This is a genomic window from Shinella sp. WSC3-e (assembly GCF_945994535.1).
GTDB classification, from domain to species: Bacteria; Pseudomonadota; Alphaproteobacteria; order Rhizobiales; family Rhizobiaceae; genus Shinella; species Shinella yambaruensis.
In genome coordinates, this window is record NZ_OZ000530.1 from 1,826,898 (window position 1) to 1,846,125 (window position 19,228).

The following is a 19,228-nucleotide window of genomic DNA, read 5'->3' on the forward strand; positions in this document are numbered from 1 at the left end:
GCGTGCCGTCAGCGCTGCGGCTTGTCGTCGCCATCATCGAGGACGCGCCAGGCGGCGCCCTCGACATCGTCATACTGCCCGCTCTTCAAAGACCAGAGGAAGGCGGCGAGCCCGAGCCCGCCGAGGAAGAGCGCGATGGGGATGAGGAAGATCAGCGTGTTCATGCCGCGCGCACCAGGGAATCAAGCGGGCGGGCCTCGTCCGCCGCCCGCACGGCGAAGGCCGGTATCTGCCCGCGCAGGCGCAGCGAGTTCACCACGACGATGATCGACGATGTCGACATGGCGATGGCGGCGATCAGCGGCGTCGCGTGGCCGAGGATGGCGATCGGCACGGCGATAACATTGTAGCCGATGGCGAGCGCGAAATTCTGCCGGATGAGGCGGCCGGCACGGCAGGCGGTCTCGTGCGCGAAGGGCACGGCCTCCAGGCTCTCGTGCAGGAAGACGAAGTCCGCCGCCTGCCGGCCGACATCCGCCGCCGTCGCCGGAGCGATGGAGACGTGGGCGGCAGCGAGCGCGGGGGCATCGTTGATGCCGTCGCCGACCATCAGCACGCGGTGGCCGGCGGCCGCCCGTTCGGCGACCGCTTCCGTCTTTTCCCGGGGCGACAGCGCCGCGCGCCAGCGGGGAATGCCGAGCAGGCCGGCAATGCGGGCAACGGCCGGAGCACGGTCGCCGGAGAGGATCGCCATCGCGATATGCGCGCGCTTCAGCGTGGCGACGGCCTCGCCTGCGCCGGTCCGCAGGGCATCCTCGAAGCGGAAGGTTTCCAGCACCTTGCCATTGCGCGAGAGCACGACCTCGGAAAGCCCGTGTTCCTCCCCGCCGGCCGCGGCGCCGCCGCCGGCGAAGGCGCGGTTGCCGAGGCGATAGAGGCCCTGGGGCGTCTCGGCCTGAAGGCCGCCGCCGGCCACTTCCGTCACGCTTTCGACAAGCGGCATCGGCCCCGGCCAGGCGCCCGCCAGCGCCATCGACAGCGGATGGCGCGAATGGGCGGCGAGCGCCGCGGCAAGCGCGAGATGGGTGCGGTTGAGCCTTTCCCGGTCGACGAGGCGCGGCTTGCCGAGCGTCAGGGTACCGGTCTTGTCGAAGACGGCGGTGTCGATCTCGGCAAGGCGCTCCATGGCCGAGCCGTCCTTGACCATCACGCCGCCGGCAAACAGGCGCCCCGCGGCCACCACCTGCACCACCGGCACGGCAAGGCCGAGCGCGCAGGGGCAGGTGATGATCAACACCGCGATGGCGACGAGCATGGCATGCTTCCAGTCGCCGTCGTAAAAACCCCAGCCGAGGAAGGAGGCGAGCGCCAGCAGGTGCACGGCCGGCGAATAGATCTGCGCGGCGCGGTCGGCGATGCGGCGATAGCGGGCCTTTCCCCCTTCGGCGGCCTCCATGAGACCGATGACCTCCGACAGGAACGAATCGCGCGCCGTGGCGACGGCCTCGACGGTGAGCGAACCGGTGAGGTTCATCGCGCCCGCTTCCAGCCGCGTGCCCGGCCCGGCGGCGAAGGGATCGCTCTCGCCGTTGACGATCGAGCGGTCGATGTCGCTTGCGCCCGAAAGCACGCGGCAATCGACCGGGATGCGCTCGCCGGCGGCAATGGAAAGGTGTTCGCCGACGGCGATCTCCTCGACGGGCCGGTAGTCGCGGCTGCCGTCCGGCCGGATGACCATCGCCCCGCGCGGCGAAAGGCGGGCAAGGCCGGTGATGGCCGAGCGGGCGCGGTCGCGCATGACGTGGTCGAGCGTGCGGCCGATGAGCAGGAAGAAGAGCAGGCTCACCGTGGCGTCGAACCAGGCGTGCTCGGCGCTGTGCAGCGTCTCCCAGAGCGAGACGACATAGGAGAGCGTGATGGCGAGCGCGATGGGCACGTCCATGTTGGTGCGGCCGTGGCACAGCGCATTCCAGGCCGACTGGTAGAAGAAGCGCCCGGCATAGATCAGCGTCGGGCCGGCGATCAGCGCGGAGATCCAGTGGAAGAGGTCGCGCGTCGCGGCCTCGGCACCCGACCAGACGGAGACCGAAAGCAGCATGATGTTCGTTGCCGCGAAGCCCGAGACGGCGACGGCGCGGATCAGCTGGTTGCGCAGCCGGTCGTCGCCTTCCGCCGCCAGCGAGAAGAGATGCGTGTCGTAACCCGTGGCGCGGATGGCGGCGGCGATCTCCTGCGGATCGGTGCGCCGGCCCGCGACCTCCTCCTTCCAGACCACCGAAACGCGCCGGGTGGAGAGGTTGACGCGCGCGCGCTCCACGGCCGGCAGCGCGTTCAGCGCGCCCTCGACAGTGGTGATGCAGGTACCGCAATAGACGCCCGGCACGCTGAGGTCGCTCTGGCGCAGGCCCTCGCCGACCGGGCGGCTCGCCAGCATCAGCTCCTCCGAGGAGGGCAGTGCCGCGCGCTGCGCCTCGACGGCGCCTTCCGTGCCGGGTGCGCAGCAGCTCATTTCGACCCTCCCGCAACGACGGTGCGCACGGTCTGGTGGAAGACCTTCTCGCCGTCCCGCTTCGTGCTGATATCGACGACCCACTGGCCGGCCGGCACCGCCTGCTCGGCCACGAATAGCCCCTCGCCCGCCGGTTCGAGTGCGACCGTGAAATCCTTGCGCTCGTCGACGGGCCGCTTGAAGACCGCCGAGACGTCGTCGGCGACAAGGGGGACGCCCTTCGCATCGGTGACGCGGTAGGCGATGCGGCCTTCCGTCACGGTGAGGTCGCCCTCGATGCCGCTGGCCGCGAGCGCCCGCGCCTCCGCCACCTTACCGTTGAACTGCTGGCTGGCAACATAGGTGTTGGGCACGACGAGGCCGCTCCAGCTGTTCGAGGCATTCCAGGCCATGATCAGGTTGACCGTGATGATCGTGCCGAAGAACAGCACCATGACGCCCGCCATGTGCCAGCCGGTGAAGACGAATCCCTGTTCCTTGCGTTCCATGGCCATCACTTTGCTCCCGGCGTGTTGAAATTGGCGGAATAGACGTCGCGCTCGTGGCCCTGCCGGTCTTCCGCGATAATCTGGAAGCCTTCGGCCGCTTCTGCAAGCCGATCCTTCGGCAGGGTGACGAAAACACGCAGCGCCGTCACCTTGTCCGGATCGGCCGGCACGTCGACGCTGCGGCCGTCGGCGCTGTCATGGCCGGCGATCTTCATCGTCGCGCCGGGCATGCCCTCGATCGACACGGTGATGACGCGCGGCTCGGGGATCATGTTGAGCAGCTTCACCGCGTAGCCGTTGCGGACCGAGCCGTCCGATTCGACGACGAACTGCGGATTGCGGTCGTGGATGACGTTGAGGTCCAGCCGGTCGCGCGAAAGCAGCGCGAAAAGCAGCGCCAGGCCCGCCAGCGACCAGACGCCGAAATAGAGCAGCGTGCGCGGGCGGAAGATGATGCGCCAGTCGAAGTGCCGGATCTTGCCGTCGAAGGCGCCGTCGGCACCGCGCACGCGCTTCGGATCCACCGGCACGGTGCCGCCGGCGGTGGCGAGCGCCATGTTGGCCGAATAGTCCGACAGCGTGGCATAGGCGATGAGGCCGCGCTCCTTGCCGATCTTGTCCATCACGTTGTCGCAGGCATCGATGCACAGCGCGCAGGTGATGCATTCGAGCTGCTGGCCGTCGCGGATGTCGATGCCCATGGGACAGACGACGACGCAGGCATTGCAGTCGACGCAGTCGCCGACGCTCTCGCCGGCGGCGATCGCCTTCTTGGCATGGCGGGTGCGCGGCTCGCCGCGCCAGTCGTTGTAGGTGACGACCAGCGAGCTCTCGTCGAGCATCGCCGCCTGGATACGCGGCCAGGGGCACATATAGGTGCAGACCTGCTCGCGCATCAGCCCGCCGAAAATGTAGGTGGTCGCGGTCAGGATGGCGACGGTGATATAGGCGACCGGCGGCGCCTTGAGCGTCGCGAAATTGACGAGCAGCGTCGGCGCATCGGCGAAGTAGAAGATCCAGGCGCCGCCCGTCGCCACCGCGATCACCAGCCAGACGGCGTGCTTGCTGACGCGCTTCCAGATCTTGGCCAGCGTCCACGGCCCGGCATCGAGCTTCATGCGCGCATTGCGGTCACCCTCGATCGCCCGTTCGACGACGAGGAAGAGATCGACCCAGACGGTCTGCGGACAGGCATAGCCGCACCAGGCGCGCCCGACGGCCGAGGTGACGAGGAACAGCCCGAAGCCCGCCATGACGAGCAGCCCGGCGACGAAGAAGAATTCCTGCGGCCAGATCTCGATGAAGAAGAAATAGAAGCGGCGGCCGGCAAGGTCGATGAGCACGGCCTGGTCCGGCGCATGCGGCCCACGGTCCCAGCGGATCCACGGCGTCAGGTAGTAGATGCCGAGCGTGATCAGCATCACCAGCCACTTGAACTGCCGGAAGCGGCCTTCCGCCCGTTTGGGGAAGATCTTCTTGCGCTTTTCATAGAGCGGCTTGCGAACCTTCGCCGAGTTGACGGGTTCCGCCTCATGGCGCTCGATGGAATTGTAGATCGTCGTGGTATTCTGCTGCATGTCGTCGGCCGCACCTGTCGTTGTGCCGGCACAATGACGCCAACGACGGCCTCCATCGTTGATCTACGTCAAGTTTCGGAAATGGCAGGGCGTGGCGGGTTGCCGCACGGAGAGGACACGATGACGGAGACCATCCTGGCCAAGCGCTACGGCGACTACCGCGAATATGCCGCGGCCGGCGCGCTCTCGGCCGTCATCCGCTGCAGCTGGATGCATCGTGCGCCGGAGGGCCCGCCCGCCGCACGCATCGCCGTCGTACCGGATGGCTGCGTCGACCTGCTGTGGACGGATGAGGGCTTTCTCGTTGCCGGGCCGGACCGCACGGCCGCCTTTCCAAGGCTCCGGCCGGGCGAGACGATCCTCGGGCTGCGCCTGCGGCCCGGCATCGCGCGCCACCTGCTGCGCTGCGACCTCGACGCGCTGACCGGCAAGGTCGTGCCTCTCGCCGATATCCGCGCGCACGGGCTGATCACCCACCACGACCGCCTGCTTGCGGCCTCGGGCCCGCTGCAAAGGCTGCGGCTTCTTCAGGCGCTTTTCGCAGCCGGGATGGGAGAGCTTCCTGCCTCGCGGCCCGATGCCACGGCTCTGCATGCGCTCGCCGCAAGCCGGCCGCCGGACGCCATCGCCGCCGAGATCGGCGTGACGGCGCGCACGCTGCGGCGCATGAGCATCGCCGAGTTCGGCTACGGGCCGAAGACGCTGGCCCGCATCCTCCGGCTGCAGGACCTGCTCGGCCGGATCGCAAGGCCCGGCGCTTCCCTTGCCGGCCTTGCCGCCGATGCCGGCTTTGCCGACCAGGCGCACATGAACCGGGAGGTGCTGGCGCTGACCAGCCTGACACCCGGCGAGATCCGGCGGCAGATGCGCGGCTGACTGTCCGTTTTGTTCAAGACTTCGGTGCGGGACCGCGTATCGTGGCACCGAATGGAGAAAACCGATGACCACCCTGCCCGCCCGTATCATCCACCGCACCATCCGGCGCGACTGGCGCGCCGTCCACGCCTTTGCCGCCCGGCCGGAAAACATGCCGCTCTGGGCCTCGGGCCTTGCCGCCGGGCTGACGCGCGACGGAGAGGACTGGATCGCCGATGGCGGGCCGATCGGCAATGTGCGCGTGCGCTTCGCCCCGCCCAACGATTTCGGCGTCATCGACCACCGGGTGACGCTGCCGGACGGGCGGGTGGTGGACAATGCGCTGCGCATCGCACCGAACGGCGATGGCGCGGAGGTGATGTTCCTGCTGCTGCGGCAACCGGATATGGACGATGAAGCCTTCGAACGGGATGCGGCGCATATAGCGCAGGACCTCGAGACGCTGGCGAGACTGATGGAAGAAAGGGACGTGCAGGAATGAGCACCAGGGGCGCGGATCGCAAGATCGACTATATCGAGTTCAACGTCGCGGACATCGCGGCCAGCAAGGCCTTCTACGGCGGCGCCTTCGGCTGGACCTTCACCGACTACGGCCCGCAATACTGCGAGTTCCAGGACGGCCGCCTCACCGGCGGCTTTACGACGCTCGCCCCGGTCAACGCCAAAGGCGGCCCGCTCGTCATCCTCTTTGCCGATGCGCTGGAAGAGGTGCTGGAGCGGGTGACGGCGGCCGGCGGGACGATCGTCAAGCCGATCTTCGACTTTCCCGGCGGCCGGCGCTTCCAGTTCACGGACCCCGACGGCTACGAACTGGCGGTCTGGTCCGACCGCTGATGTGCCTGCCGTAACGTCAATGTGAACGGCCGAGCGCCTTTTACCGAACGAATTCAGGCTTTTTCAATAAGACGCTCCTAGTCAGGGTCCGCGATCAAAAAGGCACGCGGGCTCTCTCCATGTACAAAATCCTCGGCAAGGCATTGGCGGTCGGCGCTCTCTCGACCCTGGCATCCCTCGCCATCAGCTTCGCCTTCGTACCCCTCATGGGCGGCGAGGTGGCGGGCGCCGGGCTCGTCATGACGATCGCCTGCCCGATCGCCATCTCCATTCCCGTCTCGGCCCTGCATTTCTACCAGGCGGACCGGCTGCGCGCCGCCAATGCCGCCCTTGCCCGCGCGAAGGACGAACTTGCCGAGGCCTATGCCCGCCTCAAGCACCAGGCACAGCGCGACGCGCTGACGGGCGTGCTTAACCGCGCGACCTTCATGGCCGAACTCCACGCCCGCGGCCACGGCGGCCGTTCCGGCGGCCTGCTCTTCCTCGACCTCGATCACTTCAAGTCCGTCAACGACCGTTTCGGCCATGCCGCAGGCGACGACGCGCTGCGCCTCGTCGGGGCGGTGCTGCGCGACCTTGCGGGCAGGAACGACCTTGTCGGCCGGCTGGGCGGCGAGGAATTCGCCGTCTTCCTCGACGAGGCTACGCCGGCGCACATGCTCGACCATTCCCAGACGATCCGCGAGGCAGTGGAGGCGATCGACCTGCACGCGCCGTCGGGCCTGCGGATCGCGCTCGGCATCAGCATCGGCGTCTTCCATTGCGCGCCACGCTTCGATCCCGTCGAGGCGCTCGCCGCCGCCGACCGCAACCTCTACCGGGCGAAATCGATGGGCCGGAACACCGTCGTCGCCTGAGCGCCGCGCCGCCAGCCGGATTGCCAAAAAAGAAAAGGCCGCGGTTTCCGCGGCCTTCGTCGTTTGAGAGAACCGGCGCCTACTCGCCGCCGCCCAGCGAATGCACGAAGACGGCAAGCTGCTTGACGGCCGGATCGCCGAGGCGGGGAAGCCAGGCGGGCATGACGCCGTGCTTCGGCGAACGGACCTGCTGGGCGATGGCGGCCTCGCCCTCGCCCTTCAGCCAGATGGCGTCGGCAAGGTTCGGGGCGCCCATCTCGCGGTTGCCCCTGGCGTCATCGCCATGGCAGGCGGCGCAGTTGTCGGCGAAGATCTGCTTGCCGGGCTCGACGAGGCCGGCATCCGACGGCGTGCCCGTCAGGCTGACGACATAGGCCGCGACCTGCTTGATCTCCTCCGGCTGGAGGATATCGCCATAGGCCGGCATGTCCGAGATGCGGGTCTCGTCGTCGCCGGCATGGCGGATGCCGTGGGCGATCGTGTGGTAGATGTCGTCCACCGTGCCGCCCCAGACCCAGTCGTCGTCGTTGAGGTTGGGGAAGCCCGCCGCGCCGGCCGCGCCCGAACCGTGGCACTGGGCGCAGTTGACCTTGAAGGCCGAGGCGCCGCCGGCGATCGCGAACTGCGAGAGCTGCGGGTCGGCCATGATCTCCTGCAGGGAGGATTTGGCGATGCGGTCGACGAAGCCGGCCTGCGCCTGCTTGGCCTCGGCAAGCTCGACGGCGACATTGGCGCGGCTCGACCAGCCGAGCATGCCGGTCGTCGCATCGGAGATCAGCGGCCAGGCCGGAAAGGCGATCGTATAGCCGATCGCCCAGACGATCGTGGCGTAGAACGTCCAGACCCACCAGCGCGGCATTGGGTTGTTCAGTTCGCGGATGCCGTCCCATTCGTGGCCGGTGGTTTCGACGCCCGAGATTTCGTCAATATGCTTCTCGGCCATGATCAGTCCTCCTTGAGAGGGATTTCAGCGGCCCGTTCGGCGGCCTTGCGGGCGCCGGGGCGAAGGGTGAAGACGACGACGGCAAGGAAGAACAGCGTCATGGCGAGCAGTCCCCAGCTGTCGGCGAAGTGCCGCATGGCGGTATAGGTTTCCATGGGCGTCCTCCTCAGCGGTAACCGGCGGCGTCGTCATAGGTGGAGAAGTCCACCAGCGTGCCGAGCATCTGCAGATAGGCGACGAGCGCGTCCATTTCGGTGAGCCTTGCCGGATCGCCGTCGAAATCGCCGAGCTTGGCCTTCGGGTAGCGGGCCTCCATACCGGACGTATCGGCATTGGGGTCGGCCTGCGCCTTGAGGTCGGCCTCGGCGTTTTCGAGCATCTCGTCCGTATAGGGCACGCCGACCGCGCGGTTGGCCGACAGGTGCATCGCGACGTTCTTCACCTCCAGCCGCGTGTCCTTGAGGAAGGAATAGCTCGGCATCACCGATTCCGGCACGACCGAGCGCGGCTCGATCAGGTGCTGGACGTGCCATTCGTTCGAGTAGCGGTCACCCACGCGGGCAAGGTCCGGGCCGGTGCGCTTGGAGCCCCACTGGAACGGATGGTCGTACATCGATTCCGCCGCCAGCGAATAATGCCCGTAGCGCTCCACCTCGTCGCGGAACGGCCGGATCATCTGGCTATGACAGGTGTAGCAGCCCTCGCGGATGTAGATGTCGCGACCGGCAAGCTCCAGCGGCGAATAAGGCCGCATGCCCTCCACCTTCTCGATGGTGTTTTCCAGGTAGAACAGCGGGGCGATCTCGACGATGCCGCCGATGGTGACCACGAAGAGCGAGCCGACGAGCAGAAGCGTCGCGTTGCGCTCGAGGATCGCGTGTTTGTCAAGAATGGACATCGGGTCCCTCCTATTCGGCCGGCTGCAGCTTCGGCGCGGCGCCCGGGATCGGGGCCTCGTCACGCTGGTAGCCGAGGATTGTCATGGTCACGTTGTAGGCCATGATGAGCGCCCCAAGGAGGAACAGCCCACCGCCGGCGGCACGCAGCACGTAGTACGGGAACATGGCGGCGATCGTTTCGGCGAACGAATAGACCAGGAAGCCCTGCTCGTCGTATTCGCGCCACATCAGGCCCTGCTGGATGCCGGCGACCCACATGACGGCGGCGTAGACGACGATGCCGAGGGTGGCGAGCCAGAAATGCCAGTTGACCATGCGGATCGAATAGAGCCGCTCGCGCTTCCACAGCTTCGGGACGAGGAAGTAGATCGCGCCGAAGGTGATGAGGCCGTTCCAGCCGAGCGCGCCCGAATGCACGTGGCCGATGGTCCAGTCCGTATAGTGGCTGAGCGAGTTGACCGACTTGATCGACATCATCGGGCCTTCGAAGGTCGCCATGCCGTAGAAGGCGACGGCCATGACCATCATGCGCACGATCGGATCGGTGCGGATCTTGTCCCAGGCGCCCGAGAGCGTCATCAGGCCGTTGATCATGCCGCCCCACGAGGGCATCCAGAGCATGATCGAGAAGACCATGCCGAGCGTCTGCGCCCAGTCGGGCAGCGCCGTATAGTGCAGGTGGTGCGGGCCGGCCCAGATATACATGAAGATCAGGGCCCAGAAGTGGATGATCGACAGGCGGTAGGAATAGACCGGACGGTTCACCTGCTTGGGGATGAAGTAGTACATCATGCCGAGGAAGCCGGCCGTCAGGAAGAAGCCCACGGCGTTGTGGCCGTACCACCACTGCGTCAGCGCATCCTGCACGCCGGAGAAGGCCGAATAGCTCTTCACGCCGAGGAACGAGACCGGGACGGCCAGGTTGTTGACGACGTGCAGCATGGCGATCGTCACGATGAACGACAGGAAGAACCAGTTCGCCACGTAGATGTGCGGCTCCTTGCGCGTCATGATCGTGCCGAGGAAGGCGATCAGATAGGCGACCCAGACGATGGTGAGCCAGATATCGACATACCATTCCGGCTCGGCATATTCCCGGCTCTGCGTGATGCCGAGCAGGTAGCCGGTGGCGGCCATGACGATGAAGAGCTGGTAGCCCCAGAACACGAACCAGCCGAGATTGCCGCCGAAGAGCCGGGCGCGCGAGGTGCGCTGCACGACGTAGAAGGACGTCGCGATCAGCGCGTTGCCCCCGAAGGCGAAGATCACGGCCGAGGTGTGCAGCGGGCGCGTCCGGCCGAAATTCAGGAAGGGCTCGATGTTGAGGTCGGGGAAGGCCAGCTGGAGCGCCACGACGACGCCGACCAGGAAGCCGACGACGCCCCAGAACACCGTCGCGATGACGCCGTACTTGACGACCTCGTCGAAATACCCCTCGTCATCCTGCGATGATTTGGTCGCGACGGCCGGCGCGAAGGAGATGCGCCGGACCATGAAGAGCGTGCTGGCAAGCAGCACGAAGAAGAGGACCCACATATGGGCCTCGAAGAGCCTGTCCTGGGCAAACGCCGCGCCGAGCAGCGCGATGAACGCCCCCACGGCCAGGACGATCGTTTCCGTTACAAATTTCATCGTTGGCATCCCCCAACTCGTCGATTTCCCGCAACGGCCGGTTCCCTCGCGGAATCGGCCCTTGCGCTCGACTGAGCCTTCGCAGATGCGGCCGGAAGCATCCTTGACATGGATCAAGGCGAAGACCGGATGCGAGCGGCATCAAGGGACAGGTTGACGCAGCCGCGCGTCGAAACGCAGCGGCACTCCCGAAACGAGGGAACTGACATGACGGACTATACAGGGATCGCCCGGCTGCTTTCCGATCGCCCGACGGACGCCGTTTCGCTGGACTGGTTGAAGAAGGCCCACAACGCACAGCTGACGCTTTGCGAGGCGCTGGAGGACATCGCCGACAGCCTGCCGGCAAACGTCAACCGGCAGAAATGCATGTATGCGGCCAAGTCGCTGATTCCGCTGGTCAACGGCATCCACCGCTACGAGGAGGAGACGGTCTTCCCCTTGCTGGAGCGCATCGCCTCCGGCGACCGGGAACTCATCGATTCCATCGCCCGGCTGAAATTCGAGCATGTCGAGGACGAGTGCTTTGCGGAGGAGCTGACCGACACGCTGACCCGGCTCGGCAGCGGCGACGGCACGGTGAACGCGGAAGCCGCGGGCTACATGCTCCGCGGCTTCTTCGAGTCGATCCGGCGCCACATCGCCTTCGAACAGCAGTTCATGCTGCGCGGCACCGGCCTCACCTCCTGAAGGATCAGGCGGCGAGCGGTCCCTGGGACCGTGCCGTCTCCTGAAGGACGAGGATGGCGCCGAGCACGTTGCCGGCCGCCGACATGCAGGGCGTCATGCGGCAACGCGTGACCACCTCGCCCCGGCGCGGGGAAACATAGTCATACTCCACCACGTCCCCGGCAAAGCAATGGTCGAGATTGCGCTTCACGCGGCTCTCGAAACGCTGCACGCCGATGAACTCCACGATGTGCCGGCCGACGAGGTCGATGGGCTTTTCGCTGAAACGCTCGGCATTGAGCGGGTTGGAATAGAGGTAGCGGTAGTCCGTCGTGATCACGGCGACACGGTCGGGAAGGCTGTCGAGGATCGCCTCGTTGAGCAGCCCGTCCTCCGCCACGCGCGGCGCGGCGGCGGGACGCGTGACCTCCGGCATGCCCATGCGGAACGGCGCGACGGCCTCTTCCGTCCCGAAGTAACGATCCATCAGCAGCTTGAAATGATGGGCCTGCCGGAGCACGCAGGTCTTGTCGTCCGCCTCCTCCCGCAGGAGATCCACCACGAACTGGAACTGAGAACGGAGTTCGGAAGCGTCGCTCGCCTCCTTTTGCAGCACGGCGGCAAGCGCCGGCTCGATTTCCTTGTCCAGCATCGAAACGAGCCTGTCGTTTCCCGTCCTCACGGCATGCTGGAGTTGTGAATACTTAAACCAGAACAACTCTACAAGAGCTTTCAATTCATGCTCCCCGAATTGCTGAAATGTACAGCAATTGCACCACTACATTATTTAAACTGTCCAAAGCCCGATAGAATTTGACCGTTACCTTCCCAAATATGCCGCCAAAAGCGCTTACATTAGCAAAATGGTAACAGCGAACGGGAGGATGTCAAACCCAAAATTCGATAAAATTCGCGTAAATCGGGAAGCTGAACGTATTCAGGTTTCGCAAGGCAAGAAAGAATAGTAAGCAATCAAGTAATAAGGCCGCGCTTGATATTCCAGCGGTCATGATACCACAGCCATTGGCCCGGATATTCGCGCACCCACTGCTCGACCTTGTCGTTCAGTATCTGCGCGGTCGCATCGACATCGACGGCGCCGTTCTCCTTGCGGGGAATGTCCATCGCCGGTTCCAGTTCCAGGCGGTAGCGGTTGCCCGGCAGGCGGATGCAGCGCGCGGGATAGACCTCGCAATCGAACTGGCGCACCAGCTTGGCAAGCAACGGGTTGGTCTGCACCTTCCGGCCGAAGAACGTCGTGTGCAGCCCCTTGTTGAACTTCTGGTCGACCAGCACGCCGACCGGGCCGCCCGCCTCCAGCTTGCGGGCAAGCGTGAAGGACGAGCCGGCATGGGAGGGCACCAGGTGCCCCATGCGTTCACGGCGGAATTCGAAGACCCTTTCCGCGACATAGGGGTTGTTCGGCGGCCGGAAGAGCACCGTCACGTCCAGCCCGAAGGCGGCGCCGGCGACCGGCAGGAGCTCGAAATTACCGGTATGCGCGGTGAAGACGATGAAGGGCCGCGGATTGTCGCGTAGGTCCACGAAGAGCGGAATGCCGGAGACCTCGATGCGGCCGGGCGCCGTGCGCGCGGGATCGAAGTCGAACAGACGGTCGAGAAAGACATATTCGGCCGCAAGCCGGCCCATATTGCCCCAGGCATCGAGCGCGATCGCCGTGATCTCCGCCTCGGTCTTTTCCGGAAAGGCGTTCCTGAGGTTGGTGAGCGTCAGCGTGTGGCGGCGCGTCCTCGGGCCGATCCAGCGCGCCACGCGATCGGCGAAGTTGATCGCACCGTCCGCCGGCAGGAGCTTCAGAAGGCTGAGCAGGCCGAAGACGCATTGCGCCACCAGCCATTGCTTGAACTTCCTGAGCGCCAGAACGAGGCGTGTGACGATCATCCGCACGGCGTCAATCCAGCTTCAGGACGATCTTGCCGAAGATCTGGCGCGATTCCATGCGCTCCAGGGCCGTCGCGATGCCGTCGAAGGTCACTTCGGTATCGATGACCGGATGGACGATGCCGCGCGCCATCTTCTGCATGGCATTCGCCATGTTCTCCATGCGGCAGCCGAAGGAGCCGAAGAGCTTCAATTGCTGCTGGAACAGCATCATCAGGTTCATGTCGGTGGAAACGCCGGAGGTGGAGCCGCAGGTGACGAGCCGCCCGCCGCGCTTCATGCAGAGCATGGAGCCCGCCCAGGTGTCCTTGCCGACATGTTCGAAGACGACGTCGACGCCCTTCTTCCTGGTCAGCTTGCGCACGACGCCCTCGAAGCGGTCCTCGCGGTAGTTGATGACATGGTCGGCGCCGAGCGCCTTGGCCTTCTCGATCTTGTCGTTCGAGCCGACGGTGGTGATGACGGTGCAGCCGATCTTCTTGGCGAGCTGGATCGCCGCCGTGCCGACGCCGGAGCCGCCGGCATGGACGAGGATCGTCTCGCCGGATTCGAGTTTCGCATTGTCGAACAGCATGTGCTCGACCGTGCCGAAGGTGACGGGGGCGAGCGCCGCACCGACCGCATCGACGCCGGGCGGGGCCGGCACGAGCAGGCGGGCGGGAAGATTGACCTTCTCCTGCGCGAAACCATCCAGATGGAAGCCGTGCACGCCGCCGACATGTTCGCAGAGATTGTCGCGGCCTTCGCGGCAGGGCTTGCAGAGGCCGCAGGTGCGCGCGCCGTAGATCGAGACGAGCTGGCCGGGCAGCACGTTGGCAACGCCGGGACCGATCGTCTCGACGACGCCCGCCGCCTCCGCACCGATGACGAGCGGCATCTTGCGCTTGGCAAAGGCCATGCCGCGCCAGCCCCAGACATCGATATGGTTGAGGGCGACGGCCTTGACGCGCAGCGTCACCTCGCCGGGGCCGGGCGCCTCCGGCTCCGGGATGTCGGTGAGTTCGAGCTTGCGGTCATCGAGAAGCTGGAGGGCGCGCATGGCAAAATTCCTATCAGGCGGGTTCGGCCGTCATGACGAGGCTGGCGTTCTGGCCGCCGAAGCCGAAGGAGTTGGAGAGAACCGCGGAAACACGCGCATCGCGCTTCACGTTCGGCACGACGTCGAGCACGATGGCCGGGTCGGGGTTCGTGTAGTTGATCGTCGGCGGCAGGGTGCCGGTCAGCATGGTCTGGATGGAGAACACGGCCTCGACGGCGCCGGCCGCCGTCAGCGTATGGCCGATCATCGACTTGTTGGAGGAGACCGGGATATTCGCCAGCGTGTCGCCGAAGACCGTCGACATGGAAAGATATTCCATCTTGTCGTTTTCCGGCGTCGAGGTGCCGTGGGCGTTGATATAGCCGATGCCGCTCTCGTCGATGCCGGCATCTTCCAGCGCCGCACGGATCGTCGCGATGGCGGGGCCGCCATCCGGCGAGGAACGGGTGCGGTGGAAATGATCGGCCTTCTCGCCGCAGCCCTTGAGGATGCCGAGCACCTTCGCGCCGCGCGCGATGGCGGATTCGAGCGATTCCAGCACCAGTGTGGCCGCGCCTTCGGCGATGACGAAACCGTCGCGATCCTTGCTGAACGGCTTGGACGCCTTGGTCGGCGGGTCGTTCTGCGTCGACAGCGCCGAGAGCAGCGCGAAGCGGATCAGCGCCTCGGCCGTCACCGAGCCGTCGGTGCCGATGGTGAGCGCGCGGTCGGTGCGGCCCTGGCGGATTGCCTCGACGCCGAGCTGGATGGCCGTCGCGCCGGAAGCGCAGGCGGTCGACAGCGTGACGGGCAGCCCGCGGGTGCCGAAACGGTCGGCGAGGCGTTCGGAGATCGCGCCGAAGGCCCAGGCTTCGTGCAGGGCGGGTTCGGCCTTTTCACGCAGCACCGCAAGGAAGCGGTCATAGGCATCGCCCGGACGCTGCGACGGCGGGGCGCGGTCGGCAAGCGCGAAGCGGTCGCGCCAGTCCGGCTCGATCGGCGGGGCGGCAAGGAAGAGCGGACCGCCGAAATCGCCGGAAAGGCCGGCTTGCGCCAGCGCCTCGTCCGCCGTCTCGCGGGCATAGGCATAGGAGCGCTCGACCGGGTTCTCGACGGGCAGCTCGATGAAATCGACCGTGCCGGAAATGCGGGTGTTCAGCCCGTCGACCGGAAAGCGCGTGATGCCGTGGATGCCCGACACGCCGTCGACGAGCGCGGTCCAGTTGTCCTTGAGGCCCTGCCCCAGCGAGGTGATGACGCCCATGCCCGTGACGGCGACGATCGGGCGACCGAGATGATCCCTGTAAGCGGCTTTCGTCATGGCCGGCTCCTACTTCTCTGCGGAAAGGATTGCGACGCCCTCGCCGCGGCCATGGCCGACCGTCGTGACCACGGCGCTTTTCGCCGCTGCGGTCATCGCGGCTTCGGCCGCGGCATCGAACGGAGCGACCTTGACGCCCGCGCCGAGCGTCAGGGCGGCGATGGCAAGGCCGAGCGGGAACTGCGCTTCCAGCGCCTGGCCGGTGACCGCGCTGAAGCCGCGCACCGGGCTGCCGGCAAAACGCGTGTCGAGCCAGGCCTTCTCGCGCGCCGTCGGGCCGTGCTGGCCGGACGCGCCGGAGAAGACCACGGTCCCGGCCCCGGCCGCAGCGCCCTCGGCCAGCCGCTCGAGGCGGGCTTCCAGCCGTCCCTCGTCCCGCGGGCCGCGGTCGCCGCCGATGGCGTCGATGGTCGCATAGATGCGCGCACCCCGCGCCTCGGCATGGGCGCGCGATTCCAGCACGAGGAAGGCCGCGGCCGTGCCGGTGACGATGCCGCCGCCGGCCTTCTCGTCGCGCGACCAGAGCGGCGTCCAGCCGCCCGTCGCATGCGCGCCGATCGCTTCGTAAAGCAGGATGACATCCTGTCGCTCGGCCACCAGCGCGCTGCCGACGAGCGTGTGCGTCGACTGGCCGGAGCGGATGCGGTGAAAGGCCGTCTCGATGGCGGAAATGCCGGCCGCCTCCTCGCCCATGAAGGTACGGGAGGAGCCCGTGACCTTGTGGACGATGGAGATGTTGCCGGCGAGCAGGTTGGAAAGCTGGGCGAGGAAGAGCGTGGGCCGCAGCTCGGTAGTCAACTTTTCGTTGAGCAGGCGCTCGCGGTCATTGCGCTTCAGGCCCTCGTCGACGATCAGCGAATCGACCGCGATATCGCGCTCGCCGCCGCCGGCCGCCACGATCATGTCCATCGTGCCGCAGGCGTCCGCATCATCCTTGAAGCCGGCATCGTCGAGCGCAAGGCCCGCGGTGAACACGCCGAGGCGCTGCCAGTTCTCCATCTGGCGCTGGTCGCCGCGCTTGGTGATCTGCTGGTTCCAGTCGATCTCCGGCATCGGGTGCACCGGATAGGGCGCGAAGCGCTCCGTCTCGATCTTCAGCGCCGGCGCGCCCGCGCCGCCAAGGATCTCCACATGCGCCGCCGCCCCGACACCCTGACAGGTGACGATGCCGACGCCGGTGATCACCACATCGTTGTTCGCCTTCGCCATGCTCACTTTCCTTCCGCAGACGCGTCGAGCGCCTCGAACAACCCCACCTCGCCGGCGCGCGCCCGCACGATATCGGCAAGCGGCACTTCGGCAAACGGCATGGTGCGCAGCTTCAGCTGCGCATCGCAGACCTTCTTGCCGGCAGACGAGATCTTCGCCTTGGTGACGGCATAACCCGACCCGTCATGCTCCAGCACCGCCTCGATGTCGAGCACGGCATCCGGCTCGACGAAGCTGCGCATCTTGGCGCCGTCGACGCTCATCAGGAAGGGCATGGCGGCAAAATCCGTCGCGGCGAGCACGAGGAAGCCGGAGGCCTGCGCCATGGTCTCGATGAGCAGCACGCCCGGGACGAGCGGCATGCCGGGAAAATGACCTTCGAAAACAGGGCTTTTCGCGGGCACGACCGAGCGGGCCCTCAGCACGCGGCGCGCACCGTCGACGGCCTCCACGCGATCGATCATCTGGAAATATTCGAGCAGCATCGGGATACCTCCGGCAGGTTCCGGAAATCGAAAGGCCTGCCGGAAACGGCAGGCCGTGCGCCACAAGCACCGGGATCGTCAGGAGCGCGGCCGCAAGGGCGGCCGACGCCGTTGCCTCAGGCCTTGGCGGCCCGCAGGTCGTCGATCTTGGCGCAAAGGTTCTTCAGGACGAAGTATTCTTCCGTCGCGACCTTGCCCTCGTTGACGTCCTGCGTCCACTGTTCCAGCGGGATCTTGATGCCGAATTCCTTGTCGATCGCAAAGACGATGTCGAGGAAGTCGAGGCTGTCGATGCCGAGATCGTCGATCGTGTGGCTGTCGGGCGTGATCGTCTCGCGGTCGATCTCGCTCGTCTCAGCAATGATGTCGGCAACCTTGTCGAATGTAGCAGTCACGCCCATACCTCATGAATCTATAGTCGGGCGATCCTATATGGAAATAAGACGCAATTGCCAATGGGTTTGATGAGGGCCCTGCGCAGTCGGCGATGCTGTGTTGCGCAAACAGCATGGCCGTGGGCCGCCGGTCAGACCGCGATGGAATGCCGCCCGCGCCCGCTCGCAAGATGCGCATCGAAGACCGCGGCGACGGTGCGCGCGAAGGGCCGCCCCGCCGCGGTCAGGACGAACCGGTCGCCCTCGATGCGGGCGAGCCCGTCGCGGTCCGCAGCGACGAACCCGATCGCCTCGGAACGGATGACGCCGGAGAAGGCCGGATGGCGCACGGCGAGCGCAGCGAAGGAAAAGCCGAAATCGCACATGATCTTCTCGATCACGAAGGCGCGGGCGCGATCCTCTCCGGTCAGCGCATAGCCGCGGACGGCGGCAAGACCGCCCTCCTCCACCCGGCGCAGGTATTCGCCCGTCGCCGGCATGTTCTGGATGTAGCCTTCGGAAAGCTGGCCGATGGAGGAGGCGCCAAGCCCGACCAGCGCATCCGCCTGGTCGTCGGTATAGCCCTGGAAATTGCGGCGCAGCGTGCCCTGCCGCGCCGCCACGGCGAGCCGGTCGGCAGGAAGCGCGAAATGATCGATGCCGATGGCCTCGTAGCCGGCCGAAACCAGCATGCCGGCCGCCAGCGCCATCTGCTCGAACCGCGCGACGACGCCAGGCAGCGCCGCCTCGTCGATCATCGTCTGGTGCTTCTTCATCCACGGCACATGGGCATAGCCGAAAAGCGCGATGCGGTCGGGCGCAAGCGAGAGGACGGCTAGGACCGTCTCGGCCAGCGTCTCCAGCGTCTGGTGGGGCAGCCCGTAGAGGATGTCGCAATTGACCGAACGCACGCCCCGCGCCCGCGCGGCCTCCACCACGCCGCGGGTCTGCTCGAAGGTCTGGATGCGGTTGATCGCTTTCTGGACCTTGGGATCGAAATCCTGGATGCCGAGGCTGGCGCGCGTCATGCCGATATCGGCCAGCGCATCGTGCCGGGCCTCGTCCAGATCGTTCGGATCCATCTCCACGGAGATTTCCGCATCCGCCGCGAAGGAGAAATTCGTCTCCAGACAGGCCTTCAGCGCCCGCATGTCATCCGGTCGCAGGAGGGTCGGCGAGCCGCCGCCGAAATGCAGCGCCGTGACGGGCACCGCCCGCGACACCCGCGTGCCGATCGCGGCGATCTCCGCATGCAGGCCCTTGAGATAGGCTTCGACGGGCTCGTAGCGCAGCGTCTGCTTGGTGTGACAGGCGCAGAACCAGCACAGCCGGTCGCAATAGGGAACATGGGCATAGAGCGAAAGGCGATTCTCCGCCGCAAGGCACCCGAGCCACTGCGCATAGACCTCCGGCCCGATACTTTCGTTGAAATGCGGCGCGGTCGGATAGCTTGTATAGCGTGGAACCGGCGACGAAAGGCGTTCGACGAGGGCGTGCTGCATGGTCATCTCCTTGCTCACACGGGAAATAAACCCGAAACGGTCGCCACCATTTGATTTTGATCAAGTGAAAGCCGGAATGAGTGCGCTAGGATTTGACAATAGTCAGGAAGCGCTATTTTGCCGCGAGGCGGCACGCTTTATGTTCACGACCGCGTGCGGTAGCACGGCAGTATTGCGCCGCGGAGCCGCCGGG

The 19,228-nt window shown here is 66.3% G+C and carries 21 protein-coding genes; 5 read left to right on the forward strand and 16 right to left on the reverse strand.

Annotated features, from left to right (window positions below):
- Positions 1-8: 8 nt before the first annotated feature.
- The 4 genes from ccoS to ccoG are packed head-to-tail and all read right to left on the reverse strand — an operon-like array spanning position 9 to position 4,514.
- Positions 9-164: a cbb3-type cytochrome oxidase assembly protein CcoS gene (ccoS, locus tag AABF56_RS09180; RefSeq protein WP_064330319.1), complete on the reverse strand. Its 156-nt coding sequence runs from the start codon at positions 162-164 to the stop codon at positions 9-11.
- A complete protein-coding gene (locus AABF56_RS09185) occupies positions 161-2,449 on the reverse strand; it encodes a cation-translocating P-type ATPase (protein WP_272805688.1) in 2,289 nt (762 codons plus the stop codon). The genes ccoS and AABF56_RS09185 overlap by 4 nt, the downstream gene beginning before the upstream one ends.
- Complete coding sequence (locus tag AABF56_RS09190; RefSeq protein ID WP_272805689.1) at positions 2,446-2,943, reverse strand: FixH family protein; 498 nt, start codon at positions 2,941-2,943, stop codon at positions 2,446-2,448. The genes AABF56_RS09185 and AABF56_RS09190 overlap by 4 nt, the downstream gene beginning before the upstream one ends.
- The gene (ccoG, locus tag AABF56_RS09195; RefSeq protein WP_272805690.1) at positions 2,943-4,514 is read right to left on the reverse strand and encodes a cytochrome c oxidase accessory protein CcoG; all 1,572 of its coding nucleotides are present in this window, start codon (positions 4,512-4,514) and stop codon (positions 2,943-2,945) included. Before ccoG ends, AABF56_RS09190 begins: the two co-directional genes overlap by 1 nt.
- 120 nt (positions 4,515-4,634) lie before the next feature.
- Between ccoG and AABF56_RS09200 the strand changes: the two genes are divergently transcribed.
- The 4 genes from AABF56_RS09200 to AABF56_RS09215 all read left to right on the forward strand — a co-directional run bounded on the left by AABF56_RS09200 (position 4,635) and on the right by AABF56_RS09215 (position 7,081).
- A complete protein-coding gene (locus AABF56_RS09200; RefSeq protein WP_272805691.1) occupies positions 4,635-5,390 on the forward strand; it encodes a helix-turn-helix domain-containing protein in 756 nt (251 codons plus the stop codon).
- Between the two features lie 64 nt (positions 5,391-5,454).
- Positions 5,455-5,871 (forward strand): SRPBCC family protein, encoded by a 417-nt coding sequence (locus AABF56_RS09205; protein ID WP_272805692.1) that lies wholly within the window; start codon positions 5,455-5,457, stop codon positions 5,869-5,871.
- Positions 5,868-6,224 carry a VOC family protein gene (locus tag AABF56_RS09210; protein ID WP_244769546.1) on the forward strand — a complete coding sequence of 119 codons (357 nt, stop codon included), beginning with the start codon at positions 5,868-5,870 and terminating at the stop codon, positions 6,222-6,224. Before AABF56_RS09205 ends, AABF56_RS09210 begins: the two co-directional genes overlap by 4 nt.
- A 119-nt stretch (positions 6,225-6,343) precedes the next feature.
- On the forward strand, positions 6,344-7,081 hold the full coding sequence (locus AABF56_RS09215) for a GGDEF domain-containing protein (protein ID WP_272805693.1): 738 nt from the start codon (positions 6,344-6,346) through the stop codon (positions 7,079-7,081).
- Between the two features lie 79 nt (positions 7,082-7,160).
- Here the strand turns inward: AABF56_RS09215 and ccoP are convergent, their stop codons facing one another.
- From ccoP to ccoN, 4 genes are read right to left on the reverse strand one after another with little or no spacing between them, the layout of a single operon-like run.
- Positions 7,161-8,024, reverse strand: coding sequence for a cytochrome-c oxidase, cbb3-type subunit III (gene ccoP, locus AABF56_RS09220; RefSeq protein ID WP_244769544.1), 864 nt, complete (start codon positions 8,022-8,024; stop codon positions 7,161-7,163).
- 2 nt (positions 8,025-8,026) lie between these two features.
- A complete protein-coding gene (locus tag AABF56_RS09225) occupies positions 8,027-8,179 on the reverse strand; it encodes a CcoQ/FixQ family Cbb3-type cytochrome c oxidase assembly chaperone (protein ID WP_064330326.1) in 153 nt (50 codons plus the stop codon).
- Positions 8,180-8,190: 11 nt separating this feature from the next.
- Entirely contained in the window at positions 8,191-8,922 is a 732-nt protein-coding gene (ccoO, locus tag AABF56_RS09230) for a cytochrome-c oxidase, cbb3-type subunit II (RefSeq protein WP_272805694.1), read from the reverse strand.
- Positions 8,923-8,932: 10 nt separating this feature from the next.
- Entirely contained in the window at positions 8,933-10,555 is a 1,623-nt protein-coding gene (gene ccoN, locus AABF56_RS09235; RefSeq protein WP_244769542.1) for a cytochrome-c oxidase, cbb3-type subunit I, read from the reverse strand.
- A 207-nt stretch (positions 10,556-10,762) separates the two neighbouring features.
- Between ccoN and AABF56_RS09240 the strand changes: the two genes are divergently transcribed.
- The gene (locus AABF56_RS09240; protein WP_272805695.1) at positions 10,763-11,245 is read left to right on the forward strand and encodes a hemerythrin domain-containing protein; all 483 of its coding nucleotides are present in this window, start codon (positions 10,763-10,765) and stop codon (positions 11,243-11,245) included.
- Between the two features lie 4 nt (positions 11,246-11,249).
- On the opposite strand, the gene AABF56_RS09245 is transcribed toward AABF56_RS09240, so the two are convergent.
- From AABF56_RS09245 to hemN, 8 genes are all read right to left on the reverse strand, one after another.
- Complete coding sequence (locus AABF56_RS09245; RefSeq protein ID WP_272805696.1) at positions 11,250-11,876, reverse strand: PAS domain-containing protein; 627 nt, start codon at positions 11,874-11,876, stop codon at positions 11,250-11,252.
- 320 nt (positions 11,877-12,196) lie between these two features.
- Positions 12,197-13,126 (reverse strand): lipid A biosynthesis lauroyl acyltransferase, encoded by a 930-nt coding sequence (locus tag AABF56_RS09250; RefSeq protein WP_272807478.1) that lies wholly within the window; start codon positions 13,124-13,126, stop codon positions 12,197-12,199.
- Between the two features lie 10 nt (positions 13,127-13,136).
- Entirely contained in the window at positions 13,137-14,165 is a 1,029-nt protein-coding gene (locus AABF56_RS09255; protein ID WP_272805697.1) for a zinc-binding dehydrogenase, read from the reverse strand.
- Between the two features lie 13 nt (positions 14,166-14,178).
- A complete protein-coding gene (locus tag AABF56_RS09260; RefSeq protein ID WP_272805698.1) occupies positions 14,179-15,465 on the reverse strand; it encodes a beta-ketoacyl-ACP synthase in 1,287 nt (428 codons plus the stop codon).
- A gap of 9 nt (positions 15,466-15,474) precedes the next feature.
- Complete coding sequence (locus AABF56_RS09265) at positions 15,475-16,674, reverse strand: beta-ketoacyl-ACP synthase (RefSeq protein WP_272805699.1); 1,200 nt, start codon at positions 16,672-16,674, stop codon at positions 15,475-15,477.
- A gap of 2 nt (positions 16,675-16,676) precedes the next feature.
- A complete protein-coding gene (locus AABF56_RS09270) occupies positions 16,677-17,159 on the reverse strand; it encodes a 3-hydroxyacyl-ACP dehydratase FabZ family protein (protein WP_272805700.1) in 483 nt (160 codons plus the stop codon).
- Between the two features lie 116 nt (positions 17,160-17,275).
- Complete coding sequence (locus tag AABF56_RS09275) at positions 17,276-17,560, reverse strand: acyl carrier protein (protein WP_133033009.1); 285 nt, start codon at positions 17,558-17,560, stop codon at positions 17,276-17,278.
- Positions 17,561-17,685: 125 nt separating this feature from the next.
- A complete protein-coding gene (gene hemN, locus AABF56_RS09280) occupies positions 17,686-19,035 on the reverse strand; it encodes an oxygen-independent coproporphyrinogen III oxidase (RefSeq protein WP_272805701.1) in 1,350 nt (449 codons plus the stop codon).
- Between the last annotated feature and the right edge of the window lie 193 nt (positions 19,036-19,228).

Bases quoted from the DNA above. Each gene is read 5' to 3' on its own strand.
- AABF56_RS09205 (WP_272805692.1), top strand. From the start codon at position 5,455: ATGACCACCCTGCCCGCCCGTATCATCCACCGCACCATCCGGCGCGAC.
- AABF56_RS09270 (WP_272805700.1), bottom strand. From the start codon at position 17,159: ATGCTGCTCGAATATTTCCAGATGATCGATCGCGTGGAGGCCGTCGAC.
- AABF56_RS09250 (WP_272807478.1), bottom strand. From the start codon at position 13,126: ATGATCGTCACACGCCTCGTTCTGGCGCTCAGGAAGTTCAAGCAATGG.
- hemN (WP_272805701.1), bottom strand. From the start codon at position 19,035: ATGCAGCACGCCCTCGTCGAACGCCTTTCGTCGCCGGTTCCACGCTAT.
- ccoP (WP_244769544.1), bottom strand. From the start codon at position 8,024: ATGGCCGAGAAGCATATTGACGAAATCTCGGGCGTCGAAACCACCGGC.
- ccoS (WP_064330319.1), bottom strand. From the start codon at position 164: ATGAACACGCTGATCTTCCTCATCCCCATCGCGCTCTTCCTCGGCGGG.
- AABF56_RS09190 (WP_272805689.1), bottom strand. From the start codon at position 2,943: ATGGCCATGGAACGCAAGGAACAGGGATTCGTCTTCACCGGCTGGCAC.
- AABF56_RS09200 (WP_272805691.1), top strand. From the start codon at position 4,635: ATGACGGAGACCATCCTGGCCAAGCGCTACGGCGACTACCGCGAATAT.
- AABF56_RS09210 (WP_244769546.1), top strand. From the start codon at position 5,868: ATGAGCACCAGGGGCGCGGATCGCAAGATCGACTATATCGAGTTCAAC.
- AABF56_RS09255 (WP_272805697.1), bottom strand. From the start codon at position 14,165: ATGCGCGCCCTCCAGCTTCTCGATGACCGCAAGCTCGAACTCACCGAC.
- AABF56_RS09265 (WP_272805699.1), bottom strand. From the start codon at position 16,674: ATGGCGAAGGCGAACAACGATGTGGTGATCACCGGCGTCGGCATCGTC.
- AABF56_RS09275 (WP_133033009.1), bottom strand. From the start codon at position 17,560: ATGGGCGTGACTGCTACATTCGACAAGGTTGCCGACATCATTGCTGAG.
- ccoN (WP_244769542.1), bottom strand. From the start codon at position 10,555: ATGAAATTTGTAACGGAAACGATCGTCCTGGCCGTGGGGGCGTTCATC.
- ccoG (WP_272805690.1), bottom strand. From the start codon at position 4,514: ATGCAGCAGAATACCACGACGATCTACAATTCCATCGAGCGCCATGAG.
- AABF56_RS09225 (WP_064330326.1), bottom strand. From the start codon at position 8,179: ATGGAAACCTATACCGCCATGCGGCACTTCGCCGACAGCTGGGGACTG.
- AABF56_RS09260 (WP_272805698.1), bottom strand. From the start codon at position 15,465: ATGACGAAAGCCGCTTACAGGGATCATCTCGGTCGCCCGATCGTCGCC.
- AABF56_RS09185 (WP_272805688.1), bottom strand. From the start codon at position 2,449: ATGAGCTGCTGCGCACCCGGCACGGAAGGCGCCGTCGAGGCGCAGCGC.
- AABF56_RS09240 (WP_272805695.1), top strand. From the start codon at position 10,763: ATGACGGACTATACAGGGATCGCCCGGCTGCTTTCCGATCGCCCGACG.
- AABF56_RS09215 (WP_272805693.1), top strand. From the start codon at position 6,344: ATGTACAAAATCCTCGGCAAGGCATTGGCGGTCGGCGCTCTCTCGACC.
- AABF56_RS09245 (WP_272805696.1), bottom strand. From the start codon at position 11,876: ATGCTGGACAAGGAAATCGAGCCGGCGCTTGCCGCCGTGCTGCAAAAG.
- ccoO (WP_272805694.1), bottom strand. From the start codon at position 8,922: ATGTCCATTCTTGACAAACACGCGATCCTCGAGCGCAACGCGACGCTT.